The following is a 15467-nucleotide window of genomic DNA, read 5'->3' on the forward strand; positions in this document are numbered from 1 at the left end:
TTATTCCGCAGCAATGGGAAGATGGGGGTGAGGGGGATTGGCCAGCTCGGCCTGCATTTCCGCCAGCCGGGTGATGAGGCGGTCCACAAACACGCGCATCTCGTCAGACAGGGCGGAGAGGCGCGAGTTGATATAGTTGTATCCGAACAGCGAGGGGATTGCCGCCGCCAGACCCGCAATGGTGGCGAGCAGCGCCGCCGCGATGCCGGGCGCGATCGCGTTGACGTTCACCTCGCCTGCCATCGCCACACCGCCAAAGGTGCTCATCACCCCGATGACCGTGCCGAGCAGCCCGATGAACGGCCCGCCCGAAATGGCGATGGTGAGCACCACCATCCACTTGTCGAGCTTCTGGTTTTCCATCACCACTTCGGCATCGACAGCGGCGCGCATGGCCTCCACCGCCTCGCCGGAAAGACCGCCATTGGGGTTTTTCAGACGGCGCACTTCCAGCTCGTCCATGCCGGTTTCATAGAGATGGCCGAGCGGCGATTTCTCGATATAGCTGACCTCCAGCTTGCTGATGCCGCGAATATCCGTAATCGCGACCAGCTCCTCATGCATTTCGCGGAAGCGGCGGAGGAACGCCTTGTTGCCGCGGTCGCAGGCGTTGAGATAGCGGATTTTCATGACCATCACGGCAATCGCGACCGCCAGCAGGATCATACAGATGCCGACGATGAACGCGTCAAGCGTATGAAGCTTGCTGATGATGAAGCCGATGACATTGGCTCCGCCTTCGGCTTTCTCCGCGCTTTCGGAGACGCTGACCGTCTTGTTGGATGGCCCCTCGGCATTTGCCATCGCCATCAGCATGGCGGCGGGCCGCGCGGTCTTGGAGACGCGCAGTTCGTCAATCTCGCCAGTGAAGGGTTGCCCCGCCGCGCCGCCGATCAGCAGCGGTCCGTCAAGCGCAGGCAGCGCGCCGGATGCCGCGCCAGCCTCAACGCCGTTGACATAGAGCTTGATCGTCTGCCCGTCAGCCACAAGGCCAAGATGCGCCCATTCTCCTTGCTTGACAGGTGCGGTTGCCTGCGCGCTCGCGCCGCCGACCGAGGCAAACGGCACGCCATTGTTGATGCCGAACACCAGCGCGCCGCGCGCGAACACTGCCTGCGCGCCGGCAAGCTGCTCTGGCTTTACCCATGCGGTAACGCTCATCGGTGCACCGGCGGGCATGGCGAGCGAGGGCGAGGCCGCAACCTGAATGGCGCCCTGGCCGGGGAAGCGGGCCGCACGGCCGATGATCGCGCCATCGTCAATCCCGGCAGGCGGGTTTTGCGCGATGTTGGCGTTGGCTGTCGAGTCTGCGCTGGGCTGGCCGGGGTTCTCGCCGAAATGATAGACAGCGAGATAATCCGGGTCGAACGTGCCCTTGGCGTCAGAGCCTACGGGTGCGTTTTCGTTGCCGAAATAGAGCCACAGCGCCTTCTTTTCGCCGCCGTTGAGTACGGGAACGGACACCCAGAGATACGCGATGCCGGTCGTCGCGTCATAGCGCTCGATATGGAAGGCCAGCGGCGTCTTGTCGTCCGCGTCGACAATGCGGATATCCGCGCCGTTCTGCATTGCCTCGGTAAAGGTGAAATTGCCGCTGGTGAGCTTGACGAGCAGGACCGTACGCCCGATCTGGCCCGATACGTTCAGCCCGCTGGGGCTGGTATCGACCGTGATCGCCTTGCGATATTTCCAGTCCTTGTTCCACCACGCATAGGCTGGCGTGGAAAGGCAGGCCATCGCGAGCAGCAAGGCCAGAACGGTGCGTAGCGTGCGCATGCTTTTTCTCCCAAGGCCGGAAAACAACTGGCTCATCAGAACTCACCCTTTGCGGTAAATGTGGTGCGGACATCGTTCTTGCGGGTGGCGGAGCCGTTCCACAGCGGCACGCCGACCGAGACTTCGCCCGATATGCGGTTGAACAGCCTGAGGCGCGCGCCGCCGCCCACAGAGAGCAGAGCCTCGTGGCGCGTCACGTCAGGCAGAGGATCGATCAGGCGGATTTGCCCGTTCTCGGCAAAGCCGAACAGGCGCAGTTCATCCACGAACTTGGGCAGATAGGGCGCGAGAGAAGGCGAGTTCAGCTCCAGCGAGAGGGCATAGCCGATATCGCCCACGCTTTCAGCCGAATAATAGCCGCGCACGCTCGACAGGCCGCCGATTGCAAACTGCTCGTTGGTGACAAGGTGCGAATCCGCGATCTGGCCATAGAATTTGAGCGCGGCGACGAAATCCTTCGGCAAGGTGCGCCGGTAATCGACCTCGATATTGCCGCGCACGAAATTCTCGCTGCTGTCGAAATCCTTGTTCTTGAACTGGTCGGTAGGGATGCAGGTGGTGGAGCCGCCCCCGACATCAAAGCAGCGAATGTTCTTGAACACACGGAAGCCCGCCGTCGCCGAGACCGTGACATCGAGCGTACTCTTGTCGCCACCGGATGACAGGCTGTAGGCGGCATAGAGCGGCAGATATTCGATTGGCGTCTTGGCCGCGATCTGGCCCGCCACCCGCGTATCCTGGTCGAAATGCTTGTAGTCGAAGCCCAGCGTCACGCTCTGGAACAATTTGTCGCCGGGCAGGCGATAGATGGCGCGCGTGCCGATCTGATAGCCGTTGCCCAGCACGCTGACGCCGCCCTGCGCCGCGACATTGCTGTTGGATTTGTAGCCATAGAGCAGCAGCGTCCAGCGCGAGCCGAGCAGCGGCGCCGTGTAGGAGCCGGAAAAGACCTCGGACTGTTTGCGGTCTTGCGGGGCGGTGATGTAGGAGCCGCTCACCGTGTGGCCCAGCCCCCACATGTTCGTATAGCGCAGGCTGGCGTTGAGGCGCAGCGGCCGGGTGGACGGGCTGTTGTCGTTGTTCAGCTCGATGCTGCCGTGGAGCGGAAGCGAATCCTCCACATCCAGATCAACGTCGATCGTGCCGGGCGTCGCGCCCGCCTTGAATGACGGGTTGATCGTGCGATCCGGGAACTGGTTTGCGCTCGCCAGCTCGGTCTGAAGCTGCTTGACATTAAGCGGCTTGCCCTCCGCCAGCGAAGGAATCTGCTTGCGCACCAGCGTCATCGAATGATGCTTGGCGCCTGTCACGGCAACCGTGCCGACCGGTGCTTCCGTAACCTGAATTGCGATGATGCCCTGCGCGAACTGTTCTTCGGGTTGCGGCAGCACATCGACCTGCACCGATTCGAAGCCGCGCTCGGCATAGGCATCCTGAAGCGCCTTGCGCGCGGCCTCGACATCGGCCGTGGTGCGATCCGGCCCCAGATGATCGTAGATCACCTGCTCGATAACGGACTGGTCAAGCGACTTGGCGCCCAGCACATCGAAGGCGGCGATGAAGAATGTATCCGGCGCGGCGCGCACCTGAGGCTGAGCCTGAGGCGCGGGCGTGGATTCCTGTGCCTGTACTTTTTGCGCAGCCGAGAAAGCCGCGCAGGCATACATCGCCGCACAGAAAATTTTGGCACGACCTGTAACCGCCGGTCTGCCAGCCTGAACCCGCCCGAAACCCATATGATATAACGACTCCCTGCAGGCGGAGCGCGAGTCACGTCTGCCGCAAAGCAGCAATCGTGAATTTTTGTTTAAGTTTTGCGACGGTGCCTGCGGGCAAATGGTACATTCATGAATAATGCTTTTAATTCATCGTGTTGCGGATGATTTATTGTTGGCGGCAAAGTGCCATGGCAACGCCCATTCCCCGATCTCGCCGCTGTTGCTGCTTTGCAACATCTCTAGCGCGGCCGCGAGATAGCTCCGGCCATCCGCCCCGTTTGCGGCGCAGGTTTCGAGAATCGTGAAAATCGTTGCCGACCAGAGGTGGGCGTTGGGGTGCCACGAGAAAATCCACCGGTCCCGCCACGAAAGCCGTTCCAGCAATTGCTCGACAAACCCGTTTTCCGGCTGGAGCGCGCCATTGTCTAAAAAGAGGGTCAGCATCGGCCATTTATCGAGCGTATCGGCCAAAAACCTGCCCAGAGCGGTGCGGGCCGCGACCGATTGCTGCGCATGGGCCAGGCTCGCTTGCAGGTGCTGGAGTATGGCAACAGACTGCGCCTGACGGACGCGGGCCCGTTCCTGATTGCTGGCCTTCGTCACGTCCCGCTCTATTGCGCGCAAGGCGTCAATGGAGCGCATGATCGTCTCGATTATGGGATGCGGAGCGATCAGCTCGATATCTCTTGCCTGCGCCGCGATCTGCCGCCAGCAGCCCGCACAGACACATGGCCCCGCGCGGCAAATCGTCTCATAACCGGTGCCCGGCGGCGCCATCAATATGCCGTGAAAGCCGGAGAGCTCCTTGCGCGCATATCCGCCCACCCGGTCGGGCGTTACCTGAAACCAGATGGCGCGCGGGGTGATGATTTTGCCGGCCAGCGGCATATCGTCGCCCGTTGCGGCGTATGCCCAGAGCCTCCGTCCGCCGCCGACCTTGGCGGTGATGGACATATTGGCCGCGGCAATGACAGAAAGGCCCAGGCCATAGGCGCGGATCATCTGCGCCAGTGGATACAGACATTCGGCGGCCTTTCGGATCTGCAGCGAGATTTCCTGCCGCCGTGCGCTCTGCCCTGAAGTGGAGGCACTGCGCGCCAGATCATGCAACGAGCGCCCCGCGCCATAGCGTGCGATGATCATGTCCGCGACGGCGGAGGGAGAAATACGGGCTTCGGTGCGGCGGGAAGACGCGGCGCGATCGGCGGCGCTTTGCGCGCCCTCGCTCCCCCCCGCTCCCGCAGAGGGGGGCACGGCGCCGAGAGGCTTCGCTCTGTTTCGATCATGTTCGATAGAATTCATGCGCCCGGATACTGCCGGAGAGAGAGGAGGGGTGTGGGTGCCCATCCGGCCCTCGCCGTGAGATTGCTGGTTGACGCTCTCCTGAATACCGGCGGCGGCAATGTGCCTCGCCAGATCATTGCGGAGTCCCCCGTCAGCGCCCCGTCAGCCGGCCCTCAGGAACGAGAGCGGAAAACGATTCGCCGTTGCACATAATTTTCATAATTTATGCGCTTTTATGACGGAGGCCATAAACAGGCCGATTTTATCGCCCGATATGCCGAAAAACAGACATCCTGCGCCTATGCGGACGGAATGATGCCGCTTTTGTGGCTGCTGCAATATTAGTGTAGCCAAAGGGTGCTGTGCAGGCGCGTCCATCGTGCCGCAGGAGGCCCCAATCATTTCGCTCTCGCACAGCCGGCCCTATCAGCCGAAAGGAGGGATGCCCGCGTCGCGCCCTGCCACGCATGCCGGGGCGGGCAATGCGCGCATCCTCTGGCTCGATGTGGCGAAGGGGCTGGGCATCCTTCTCGTCGTGCTCGGTCACGCGCTGGGCGGCATAATCGACATGCCGGGCCGGACCGTCCCTTCCGCCTTTCGTGACATATTCGTCGGTATATATGTGTTTCATATGCCGGTGTTTTTCATGCTGTCCGGCCTGCTCGTCCGCCCGCGCCTCGCCCGCAGCCGCAAGGGCTTTCTGATCGATCTCGTCATCACGGTCGCCTATCCCTATTTTCTCTGGTCGATCATCCAGTATAGCGCGATCTATGCCGCAGGCTCGCTCGTCAACCGGCCGGTAGAGCGGTTCTGGCCCGCGATCCTCAACCTGCCATGGGCGACGATCTCGCAGTTCTGGTATCTCTATGTGCTGTTTTTCATGCACTTTGTGGCGCTGGTGCTGGTGCCGCGCATTGGCGCGCGCAATTTCTTTCTGGCTGCGGTGGCGGCCAAGCTGCTGATAGCGGCGCTGGCTCAGCCTTATGTGCCGCCAGCGGCGATCAGGCTGCTGATGGTGCACGGGCTTTTCTATGCTGCCGGGGTCTGGGCCGGGGTGGAGGGGCTGGAGCGCATGCGCCAGTGGCTTGGCGCGCGGCGATTGCTTTTGGCGCTGGTGCTGTGTGTGGCGGTTGCGGCGGTGATGCTAGCGGTTTCCCATATCGTTGCGGTGCGAGGGGCGGAGTTTTACCAGCTCAAATCTTATGAAATCAGTGTATTGGCCTGGCGTCTGTCGCTGCTGCCGGCAGCCTGTGCGGCGACGCTCGCCTTCGTCGCGTGTTCGTTCCTTCCTACGGGCGGCATTGCGAACATGCTGGCCTATCTGGGACGCAGGACGATGGCGATCTTTGTGCTGCATGTGTTGTTCATCGCGGGCACACGCATCGTGCTCAGCCGTGTGTTGCCGGGCGCCGATCCACTGTTGCTGCTGGGCATGTGCAGCCTATCGGGGCTGCTCGCGCCGCTGGCGGTCTATGCGGTTGTGCGCCGGTTCAGCACCTCGCGCGCATTTGGGCTGGGATGATGCAAAACGCGCTTCCTCCGCTGGCGATCAACGGCAAGTTCCTCGCCGCACAGCCTACGGGCGTCCACCGTGTCGCGGCGGAGCTGACCCATGCCCTGAGCGCCATCGCGCGCGCGCAGCCCGGCGCGCTCGATCTGCAACTCTGGGTGCCGGCCGATGCGGCGGAGGCGGCGCGCGCGTTCGGTCTGCCGGTGCGGATCATCGCGCCGCTGCGGCATATCCCGTGGGAGCAGCTCTCGATTCCCTTGCGCGATCGCGATCGCCTGCTGCTCAACCTCTGCAATATCGGCCCGGTGTTGCGCGCCAACGCGATCACGATGATCCACGATGCGCAGGTTTATGCCACGCCGGAGTCCTACTCTCGGCCGTTCCGCATGTGGTATAAGGGTATTCAGCCCGTTCTGGGGCGGCATAACCGGGCTATTCTCACCGTTTCAGACCATTCACGCACTGAAATCGCGCATTATGGCGTTTGCGATGCTTCAAAGATCGAAGTGGTGCACAACGGGGTGGATCATATCCTGCGGGTGGAGTCAGAACCGGGCATCATCGCGCGGCTGGGGCTGGAGCCGGGGCGTTATGTGGTCGCGCTGGCTGCAACGCAGGCGCACAAGAATATCGCGCTGCTCGCCCGCGCCTTCGCACGGCAAAGGCTGGCGGGGCTGAAGCTGGTGCTGGTGGGCGGCACCAAGCGCGAGGCTTTTGCGGCGAGCGGCATCATGCTGCCCGCCAATGCGGTGCTGAGCGGGCGCATCAGCGATGGCGAGCTGCGCGCGCTCTATGAGGCGGCGCTGTGCATCGCCTTTCCCTCACGCACGGAGGGCTTTGGACTGCCGCCGCTGGAGGCGATGCTGCTGGGCTGCCCGGCGGTAGTCGCGCCCTGCGGTGCGCTGCCGGAAGTATGCGGCGCGGCGGCGCTTTATGCCGATGTAGATGACGAGGAGGCGTGGGTGACGCAGCTGCGCGCGCTGGCGGATGATCCCGCGCTCCGGGCGCGATATTCCGCGCTGGGGGTGGAGCAGGCGCATTATTTCACCTGGGAGCGGGCGGCACAGCGGCTGCTGGAGATCGTGGCGGAGCGGGCGCATGGCTGATCCCGCGACGCCCGTGCTGTTTGCGGACGCGATGTGGCGATCGGGCAGCACCTATCTTGCCAGCCGCTTTGCGCAGTCTGGGCGCTACCTGCTGTTCTACGAGCCATGCCACGAGGGCGTGGGCCGCAAGCCGACGGCGGCGCGGGACCGGGACCGGAGCCGGACGCGCGATCTGCGCCACCCGGAGCTGGAGGGCGGCTATTTCGGCACCTATGAGCGGCTGGACCCCCTGAGCGGCCAGCCGCTGCGCACCCTGCATGCGCCCGATATGGCGGTGCGCAACGTGTATGACGAAGGCTCTGACGCCGCGGTGGATTTCCTATCCGCCTTGGTCCGCGTGGCGCGGGCGGAGGGGAAGATCGCCTTTTTGGGTTTTTGCCGCTCAGGCACCCAGACCGCGCGGCTTCGCGCGTTACTGGGCGGGCAGGGTTTGCACCTGTGGCGCGATCCGCGCGCGCAGTTCGCGTCCTATGGCTGGCCGGGCAATGATTATTTCATGGCGGGAACCCTGCTCCAGCTCAGCTTTTCGGGGCGCTATGCGGCGCTGGCGGCGGCATTGGCGCCAGAGGCTGCGCGCGCGCTCCGCCTTCGCCTAGCGCGGCTGTTGCCGGATCGGCGTACGCGCGACCGCTATCGGCTGGTCCGCCCGGTCGCGGCGCAGATGACCGCCGAACAGAGCTATGCGCTATTTTATCTCAGCTGGCTGCTCAGCTATCGCTCTGGTGTTGCGGGCCATGCGCTGTCTTTCTCGCTCACCCAGCTCAGCGAGGATGCCGCGATGCGCCAGCGCGTGACGGATGCGTTCGGCATTTCCTTCCCGGACCTTCGACCCACGCCAGACCGCGTGACCGAGGGGATAGACTATGACGCGGTGGAGCAGGACGTTTCGCGCAGGCTCGATGCACTGAGTGGCACGCCTTCGAGTGCATCCGAATATCCACCCCGCGCCTTTAGCGCGGCATAAAGCAGGAAATCCTCGGCATAGAGGCGCTCCAGCCGTTCCCGCTGCCCGCCGGTCAGCGCGCGCCGCTCTCGCTGGGTGCGGTTGGCATGGGGCAGGCCGGGCGCGCCGTGGGCAGCGAGAAATGCGGGCAGGCGTTCGCCCGCTTCCTCCAGCAGCCAAAGATGCCGCACGCGGACGATGCCCGCGCGGTCCGCAACATACCAGCTCTGCGGGCGGGCGAAGGTATCCACCTTCAGCCAGTTGCCGTTCGCGGCTTCGAGGAAATCGAGGAAATCGTCGATGGTGCGCACCTGCCGCATCCGCCGCATCGGCCCCGGCTGTATCCGCACGTCGCGCCCGCCGCCGTTCCTCAGGAAATCATAGCCGGAGAGGAAACGCTCGGTCGGTTCGCGGACTATCGCAAATGTTTCGGCCTGCGCAAGGTGGCGGGGGAAGAACCGCCGGTAGTAGCGCAGGCTGGCATGGCCCGGATCGCTCTTGTAGAGCGCGCGTTTGACTGATGTGCCGCCATTTTTGGGCACATGGATAAACAATAGCGGCGCGGTGGCGATATCGTGCGCAAGGCGGCGGCGGGCCAGCAGCCGCCATAGCCACGCTGGTCCGGGTGCCAAGGCAAGCCGCTCGAAAATATCGGCATATTGATCGACGCCGAACAGGGCAGAGCCTACCCGTTCAATCAGCGGATTATACCGTGCCTTGAGTGCGCTGATTGTCCCCATGAGCAGCGCGCCTAAGCCGTTATTATTGCGTTTATGCGAAACGGGCGCGGGGAAAAAAGTCTGCTCTGCCATTAATCTGCAATCCGATGGTCATATCGCTGCTCGGATGGCACCGGCAACCGCGACTCTGGCACCGATCTGCGTCCATAATCCCAGCCGATCGGGCGAGGTGGATGCGCTGCGTTGTTTTGCGATGCTCGGCGTGATCGCGCAGCATTGCCACATCCTGCCGATGGGGTGGATCGGCGTCTGGCTGTTTTACGTGATTTCGGGCTATGTGGTGACGCTCTCTGTCTTGGGCAGCAGCACATCGGAGCAAAGCGGGCTGGCCGGCTTTGCCAGCTTCATGCGTCGCCGTGCGGTGCGTATCCTGCCGGTCTATTATGGCTATTGCCTCGTCGGCCTGATCGTCGCGGCGTTCGTGGGTGCGCGTCAGGACTGGTTCAGCCTCGCCAGCCTCGCACTGTTTTTCAACAATATCGCGTTGATCGGCGGAGATGGCCGCATAGCGGGCTGGCCGAGCGGGCATTTATGGACGCTCTCGGTCGAGATGCAGTTCTATCTGCTGTATGGGCTGGCGCTGTGCCTGTTGCCACGGCGAACGACACGCGCATTGCTGATCGCGCTGCTCGTGCTATGCCCAATCGGGCGCTTTATGATGGCAGAGACGCTTTCTGGCCACAACTGGCCGCCGCTTGATGCTGCCTTCGCCGTCTATGCCGCGCCGCTGCTGCATTTCGACAGCTTTGCCTTTGGCGGCCTGCTCGCCTTCACGCGGCTGGAGGGCAAGGGGCGGCTGGAGCGGATCGCGCGGCCACTGTTCCTGTGCGGCATGAGCGCGCTGGCGCTATATATGGCGGCCTATTTCGCCGTGAACCATGCCGTGCGCGGAGAACGCGGGCTGGACATCGCCCGCAACGTCATTTCCGGCATCCTGATCGGCGAGCATCGGGAAACCTTCCTCTACACCGCGGTGGCGCTGGCGATGGCCGGGGTGGTCGCGCTGGCGGCGAGCGGCGATAGGCTGGTGTCGCCGCTGCTGAGCCTTGCCCCGCTGCAATGGATCGGCCGGATCAGCTATGGCGGCTATGTCTATCACGCGCTGGCGCTGAAGGCCGTGGCAATGGTGCTGGCGGCGTTCGGTCTGGCCGTGCGCGACGGCAGCACCGCCACGCATATCCTCTTGTTTCTGTTGGGAAGCGCGTTGGCCATCTGTCTCGCCTGGCTCTCGTTCCGGTGGTTTGAAAGGCCGATTGCCCGGTTGTCCATGCGGCATCCAAACACAAATCCAAACACAAAGGCGCAAGGCCGCCTGCACAGGCAAGGTGTGGCGGCGTTATGAACGAAATCAACAAACTTGGCGATGGCGCGATCAGGGCCTTGAGCGACACCGAGACGCGACTGATCGCGATCCCGCCGGAGCTGGAGATGCCGCCTCTGCGCTCGGCGGCGCGGCAGGCGGTGGATGTCGATTTCTCGCTCGCGATCCACAACCGCACCGGCAAATATTTCATCGGCGAGGAGCTGCTCTCGTTCGCGGACCTTCCGCTGGGCAAGACCTATTACTGGTGGCAGGCGGCAGAGCGCCCACTGGAGGGCTTTTATGGCCGGGTGATGGGCCGCCTCCAGCACTGGCAGATCCTCGGCAAGACGGTGGGCGGCCCGCTGGGCTGGCTGCCGCGCAGGATGCCAAAGCGGCCCTTGCTGCATCTCGATCCATTCACGGTGCCGACGACGGTGCTGCGGCCCATTGACGCGGTGCTGATCCATGACCTTGGCCCGCTCACCCACCCTTCGTTGTTCCCGCAGGATGTCTGCGCGATCTATCGGCATATCTATGACGAGATCGCGCGGGTCGGCCCGCATCTCGTGTTTGTGAGCCACACCAGCCGCAAGGAGTTTGAGGCGCTGTATCCCGGCTCCAATCCGCACAGCAGCCGCATCATCCATCCGCCGATCCGCCCCGGCATCGGCGTGGGCGAGGCGACGGCGGTGGAAGGGGTTGAGCCGCCCTTCCTCCTGACTGTCGGCAGCGTGGGCAGCCGCAAGAATCAGGCGCGCTCCATCGCCGCCTATGCGCGCAGCGGCCTTGCTGAGCGGGGTGTGCGTTATGTCATCTGCGGCGGGCGGGAACCGGGCTATGAAGAGGTGGAAGAGATTGCGAAGCGCACGCCGGGTGTTCATCTGCTCTCCTATGTCTCGGACGCGGAACTGCGCTGGCTTTATACACAGGCGAGCGGTTTTGTGTTGATGAGCCTGCTGGAAGGCTTTGGCATGCCAGTGGGCGAGGCGGTGCGGCACAGGCTCATCCCGCTGGTCAGCCGTGGCGGGGTGCTGCGCGAGGTGGCGGGCGAGGGCGCGCTGGAGGCCGACCCGGATGACATTATGGAGATCGCCGCGCGCATGGCGGCGCTGGTCGATATGCAGGCCGATGAACGGCGCGAGCGGCTGGCCAAGCTGGAAGTGACGATAGAGCGGTTCGACATTGCCCATTTCCACAAGGGCTGGAAGGGGCTGTTCCTCGATATGCTGAGCGCGCGCTGAGAGATGAAGCGCCGCGTCGGTCTGCTTTTCTCCGTTCTGCTGCTCTGCCAGCCAGCGTCAGGCGCGATGCGGCTGGGCGTCAACACCCATTTCGATCAGGGCTGGCCGCTGGTATCCTTTGATGACGTGACGACGGCGCGGGCGCACGGCATCCGCGATACGATAAGCTGGGGCAAGGTGGAGCGCACGCCGGGCGTGTATGATTTCACAGGCGCGAACAGTGGCTATGTGGATCACGCCTGCGCAGCCGGTATGCCGGTGCTGCTTACGCTCACGCCGCGCAACAAGGCCTATGACAGAGGCGAGACGGTGTATTCTCCGGAAGCGCGGCGGGCGTTTGCCGCCTTTGCGGAGGCGGTGGCCGCGCGTTTCCCGTGCGTCACCGCGCTGGAGATCGGCAACGAGATCAACGGCCATGCCCTGAAAGGCCGGATGACGGCGCGGATGCCGCAGTCTTATATCGAGATTGTGCGGGCGGTGCATGATGCGGTGAAGCCGAGGCACCCGCGCATCCGCCTGCTCTCCGGCTCCAGCCTGTCGGTGGCGACCGGCTTTTTCGACCGCCTGTTCGGTGCGGGGCTGTTGCCGCTGGTCGATGGTGTAGTCGTGCATCCCTATCTGACAGTGCCTGAGCAACTTCCCGCCCAGCTCGCCCGGCTTCGGCTGGCTATGGCGCGGCATGGGGGCACCAAACCCCTCTGGGCGAGCGAGTTCGGCTATTATTACCCCACACCGGAAGCCGCGCCGCCCCATGCGCTCAAGCTCGTCACCCTGCTCTCCGCCGCCGGGGTGGAGGAAGCGCACTGGTATGCCCTGCGTGACGAACCTTATTACCCCAATATGGGCCTGTTCAAGGGGCGCACCCCCAAGCCCGCGCTCGATATGTTCCGCGCGGTTCAGATGCGGCTCCTGCCCGCCGGTGATGCGTCCCGCATCGATGTGGGTGATCCACTCAGCTTCGTCTATCGCTTTGGCAGCGGGCCTTATGTGGTCTGGGGCGCGGGGCGGGCGATTCGGTGGACCGGGGCAGCGCAGGCGTGGGACGCACAAGGGCAAGCCATTTCCCCGCCGACACAGCTTGGCGATGATCCGGTGATTGTCGACGCGCCCGGCGGATTCACACTCGGTACGGGGCATATCATTGCGGACACGCTCACCGATTTCGCCGGAGCTGGCTGGTCCTATCATGTGAAGCGCGGCAAGGCGATGACAGAGAAGCCGCTCAGTTGGGTGGACTGGAACTGGACATCCTATATCGGCGGGCGCGGCATACAGCATATCCGCGTAACCGGCGCGGTGGTGACGACATCCCGCCCCGCAAAAGGCAATGCCCCAGAGCTGATCGAGCGATATCAGGCGCCTGCCAACCAGCCGGTGTTCCTCTCCGCCTGTTTCGATGCCAAGCCCGCGCGTCAGCAATCGGTGCGCATAGTCGCGCAGGGCAAAGTGCTGTTCAGTGGGCAGATCAATGGGCAGACGAGCACGCCCCAGATTCCCTTGGGGGTTGCGGGAGGAGGAACGGTGGATATCATCTATACCACCGCGCAGGTCGGCGGAGGCGCGCAGCCGATACGACGCCGCATCCGGATCCTGAGTGCCGCGGATAATGCCCCTGCACAGTGCGCACCATCCGGGCTGGATGGCGGCGGAGGGGTGCCTCAGCCCGGCGCCTGATTGGCGGTTTTCGCCCTCAGGCGCATGATCTGTCTTAAGATCGGCGCATGATCCGGCCATAGCCCGATCCGCGCGATCAGCCCAAGCGCCCCGGCATAGCTCGCGCCGCCAACGCCGATCAGCACCAGCAGCCGCACCGGCCCGGCCAGAGCGTCAAGCGGCAACGCGGCGCGCGCCGCCATAATCCCCAGCGCCATCGCCGCCGTCGCCAGCCACGGCACCGCCATAGAGCGCATCAGCGTGCCCACGGCCAGGCCCATATGCCGCCGCATATCCAGCATGTTCAGCGCGCCGATGATCGTGCCGCGCGCCACATGCGCCCACGCAATCGCCACCAGCGAATAGTGCGCCGCCACCAGTGTCAGCCCCGCACCGAGCGCCAGTTGCACCGCGCCCTGCCGCATCACCATGCGGCTCTGGCCCAGCGCGATCATCGCGGGCGCGAAATAATAGTTGATCGGGGCGACGAGCGCGAGCAGGCCGATGATCTCGACAAAGGGCACCGCGCCCAGCCACTGTTTGCCGAAGATGAACGGGATCGCCTCCTCCGCCACCAGGGTCAGGCCGATCAGCGCCGGGCACATCAGCAGCGCGCTCGCCTGCGTGAGGCGCAGGTAGGACCGGCGCATCGCTGGCGGCTCTTGCGCGGTGGTGGATAGCTCCGCATTGGCGACGCTGACCAACGGCATCACCACCAGTTGCCCGATGAACTCGTTGACGCGAAAGGCGACGCGCATCAGGCCCAGCATCACCGGCCCCATGAAGAAGCCGACGAACAGGTCGATCGTGCGTGGCACCGCGATGGGCATCAGCGTGCCCGCCATCACGCTCGCGCCTTCCTTTGCCAGCGCGCCAGACCAGCCCATGCGGCGGCTAAGGCTCGGCCTCCAGTCCACCGCTGTCCAGATCCACAGGCCGGATACGCACGCCTGCACCAGCCTTTGCACCGCCAGCGTGAGCGCGCCATACCCCATATTCGCCATCGCAATCGCCACGCCCGCGCCGATCAGCGTCGCCACCGTGCTGCGATAGGCCAGCAGCTTGAACCGGAACTGGCTGCGCAGCACCGCTTCGGCGGTAGAGCCTGTGGCGGTAAAGAGGAACACCGGCGCGCAGAGATAGATCATCGTCTCCAGCTCTGGCGAAGCGAAATAGGCACCCGCAGGCCGCGCCACCGCCACAAACACCGCGCAGCACACCAGCGCGATAGCGAGCGAGAGCCGGAGCGACTGGTTGCGCGCGGCGTCGGTGCGGTATCGCTCTTGCTGAAGCAGCTCCACCTGCCCCCAGCGGGCGATGCGGGTGCCGAGATCCAGCCCGATGGAGACGGTCGCCATCAAGCCGAAATCGCGCGGGGAAAGGATATGCGCGAGATAGACCAGCAGGAAGAACACGACCACATATTGCCCGCTGTTGCCCGCTATGGCCCAGGCCGAGGAGGAGAGCAGGCGGCGGCTCACCGAAAGCGGTATCCCAGCCGGGCGATGTCGGCGCGATACAGCCTGCCGACGATGGCGACCATCTCCTCGTCATAGAGCGAGCGGAAGTCCGCCTTGTTGACCTTGCGCAGATGCGGCGTTTGCGCGGGCGGAGCGATGCCCAGCCGCGCGCACAGGGTGGCCATCGCCGCGCCTATCTCCTCGAAGCGATAGAGGTCATGGACCAGCTCCGCGCGCTCCTCGCCCAGCCAGAAGCTCTGCGGCCAGAAGAAGCGCTCCGCCATCACGCGGGCGCGGAACAGCGGATCACGCCCCACGCGGCGGGTGAAGGCCGCAAAGTCCTGATCGCCGATGTGCCGCTGCGCCCAATCCTGCTGCATCGGCCAGTCCGTGCCGCTCTTCATGAAATGAAACGAGGAGGCAAACCTGTCCCACGGGTTGCGCACAAAGGCGAAACGGCGGGCGCGCGCGAAAAATTCGGGATAGGCATCGCGATAGACCTGCGCGGGCGCGTGGGTGTCAAACACTGAATCCGCGCCCAGTGCCGCCAGCACGCTGGTGCCCGCCGTCTTGGGGATATGAACGAAAAGCGCATCATGCCGCTCGTTCCACGGCGTGAGGACAGAGCGCCTGCGCAAAGTCTGACGCCACCACGCCAGATGATAAGGGTGAGACAGGCCGAGCAGCTGGAGCGGGAGCTTGGGAACCGGCATCAGGGGGTGGGCCTCATTCT

The 15467-nt window shown here is 64.1% G+C and carries 12 protein-coding genes; 6 read left to right on the top strand and 6 right to left on the bottom strand.

Features of this window, described 5'->3' with window-relative positions; genetic code table 11:
- From EQG66_RS05035 to EQG66_RS05045, 3 genes are all read right to left on the bottom strand, one after another.
- Window positions 1-1776, bottom strand: a complete 1776-nt coding sequence (locus EQG66_RS05035) for a DUF2341 domain-containing protein (protein ID WP_164975591.1) — start codon at window positions 1774-1776, stop codon at window positions 1-3.
- 35 nt (window positions 1777-1811) lie between these two features.
- Window positions 1812-3512: a ShlB/FhaC/HecB family hemolysin secretion/activation protein gene (locus tag EQG66_RS05040; RefSeq protein WP_129403442.1), complete on the bottom strand. Its 1701-nt coding sequence runs from the start codon at window positions 3510-3512 to the stop codon at window positions 1812-1814.
- 129 nt (window positions 3513-3641) lie between these two features.
- Complete coding sequence (locus tag EQG66_RS05045) at window positions 3642-4796, bottom strand: IS66 family transposase (RefSeq protein WP_164975592.1); 1155 nt, start codon at window positions 4794-4796, stop codon at window positions 3642-3644.
- 424 nt (window positions 4797-5220) lie between these two features.
- Between EQG66_RS05045 and EQG66_RS05050 the strand changes: the two genes are divergently transcribed.
- From EQG66_RS05050 to EQG66_RS05060, 3 genes are read left to right on the top strand one after another with little or no spacing between them, the layout of a single operon-like run.
- The gene (locus EQG66_RS05050) at window positions 5221-6300 is read left to right on the top strand and encodes an acyltransferase family protein (RefSeq protein ID WP_129403444.1); all 1080 of its coding nucleotides are present in this window, start codon (window positions 5221-5223) and stop codon (window positions 6298-6300) included.
- A complete protein-coding gene (locus tag EQG66_RS05055; RefSeq protein ID WP_220428637.1) occupies window positions 6300-7394 on the top strand; it encodes a glycosyltransferase family 4 protein in 1095 nt (364 codons plus the stop codon). The genes EQG66_RS05050 and EQG66_RS05055 overlap by 1 nt, the downstream gene beginning before the upstream one ends.
- Window positions 7387-8358, top strand: a complete 972-nt coding sequence (locus EQG66_RS05060; RefSeq protein ID WP_129403446.1) for a hypothetical protein — start codon at window positions 7387-7389, stop codon at window positions 8356-8358. Before EQG66_RS05055 ends, EQG66_RS05060 begins: the two co-directional genes overlap by 8 nt.
- Here the strand turns inward: EQG66_RS05060 and EQG66_RS05065 are convergent.
- Window positions 8256-9077, bottom strand: a complete 822-nt coding sequence (locus tag EQG66_RS05065) for a sulfotransferase family 2 domain-containing protein (protein ID WP_164975593.1) — start codon at window positions 9075-9077, stop codon at window positions 8256-8258. The genes EQG66_RS05060 and EQG66_RS05065 overlap by 103 nt on opposite strands.
- Window positions 9078-9183: 106 nt before the next feature.
- Here EQG66_RS05065 and EQG66_RS05070 point away from each other — a divergent pair, with 106 nt between their 5' ends.
- Genes EQG66_RS05070 through EQG66_RS05080 form a run of 3 tightly spaced genes read left to right on the top strand, consistent with a single transcriptional unit; the run spans window position 9184 to window position 13295 of the window.
- The gene (locus EQG66_RS05070; protein ID WP_164975594.1) at window positions 9184-10419 is read left to right on the top strand and encodes an acyltransferase family protein; all 1236 of its coding nucleotides are present in this window, start codon (window positions 9184-9186) and stop codon (window positions 10417-10419) included.
- Window positions 10416-11621 (top strand): glycosyltransferase family 4 protein, encoded by a 1206-nt coding sequence (locus EQG66_RS05075; protein WP_129403449.1) that lies wholly within the window; start codon window positions 10416-10418, stop codon window positions 11619-11621. Before EQG66_RS05070 ends, EQG66_RS05075 begins: the two co-directional genes overlap by 4 nt.
- 3 nt (window positions 11622-11624) lie before the next feature.
- The gene (locus EQG66_RS05080; RefSeq protein ID WP_129403450.1) at window positions 11625-13295 is read left to right on the top strand and encodes a glycoside hydrolase 5 family protein; all 1671 of its coding nucleotides are present in this window, start codon (window positions 11625-11627) and stop codon (window positions 13293-13295) included.
- On the opposite strand, the gene EQG66_RS05085 is transcribed toward EQG66_RS05080, so the two are convergent.
- Together EQG66_RS05085 and EQG66_RS05090 are read right to left on the bottom strand one after the other, a co-directional pair.
- Window positions 13280-14755, bottom strand: coding sequence for an oligosaccharide flippase family protein (locus tag EQG66_RS05085; RefSeq protein WP_129403451.1), 1476 nt, complete (start codon window positions 14753-14755; stop codon window positions 13280-13282). The two genes, EQG66_RS05080 and EQG66_RS05085, sit on opposite strands and share 16 nt — an antisense overlap.
- Complete coding sequence (locus EQG66_RS05090; protein ID WP_129403452.1) at window positions 14752-15447, bottom strand: sulfotransferase family 2 domain-containing protein; 696 nt, start codon at window positions 15445-15447, stop codon at window positions 14752-14754. The genes EQG66_RS05085 and EQG66_RS05090 overlap by 4 nt, the downstream gene beginning before the upstream one ends.
- Between the last annotated feature and the right edge of the window lie 20 nt (window positions 15448-15467).

Source organism: Sphingobium fluviale (assembly GCF_004122115.1).
Classification (GTDB): domain Bacteria; phylum Pseudomonadota; class Alphaproteobacteria; order Sphingomonadales; family Sphingomonadaceae; genus Sphingobium; species Sphingobium fluviale.

Bases quoted from the DNA above. Each gene is read 5' to 3' on its own strand.
- EQG66_RS05065 (WP_164975593.1), bottom strand. From the start codon at position 9,077: ATGGGGACAATCAGCGCACTCAAGGCACGGTATAATCCGCTGATTGAA.
- EQG66_RS05045 (WP_164975592.1), bottom strand. From the start codon at position 4,796: ATGAATTCTATCGAACATGATCGAAACAGAGCGAAGCCTCTCGGCGCC.
- EQG66_RS05060 (WP_129403446.1), top strand. From the start codon at position 7,387: ATGGCTGATCCCGCGACGCCCGTGCTGTTTGCGGACGCGATGTGGCGA.
- EQG66_RS05055 (WP_220428637.1), top strand. From the start codon at position 6,300: ATGCAAAACGCGCTTCCTCCGCTGGCGATCAACGGCAAGTTCCTCGCC.
- EQG66_RS05080 (WP_129403450.1), top strand. From the start codon at position 11,625: ATGAAGCGCCGCGTCGGTCTGCTTTTCTCCGTTCTGCTGCTCTGCCAG.
- EQG66_RS05035 (WP_164975591.1), bottom strand. From the start codon at position 1,776: ATGCGCACGCTACGCACCGTTCTGGCCTTGCTGCTCGCGATGGCCTGC.
- EQG66_RS05090 (WP_129403452.1), bottom strand. From the start codon at position 15,447: ATGCCGGTTCCCAAGCTCCCGCTCCAGCTGCTCGGCCTGTCTCACCCT.
- EQG66_RS05040 (WP_129403442.1), bottom strand. From the start codon at position 3,512: ATGGGTTTCGGGCGGGTTCAGGCTGGCAGACCGGCGGTTACAGGTCGT.
- EQG66_RS05050 (WP_129403444.1), top strand. From the start codon at position 5,221: ATGCCCGCGTCGCGCCCTGCCACGCATGCCGGGGCGGGCAATGCGCGC.
- EQG66_RS05070 (WP_164975594.1), top strand. From the start codon at position 9,184: ATGGCACCGGCAACCGCGACTCTGGCACCGATCTGCGTCCATAATCCC.
- EQG66_RS05075 (WP_129403449.1), top strand. From the start codon at position 10,416: ATGAACGAAATCAACAAACTTGGCGATGGCGCGATCAGGGCCTTGAGC.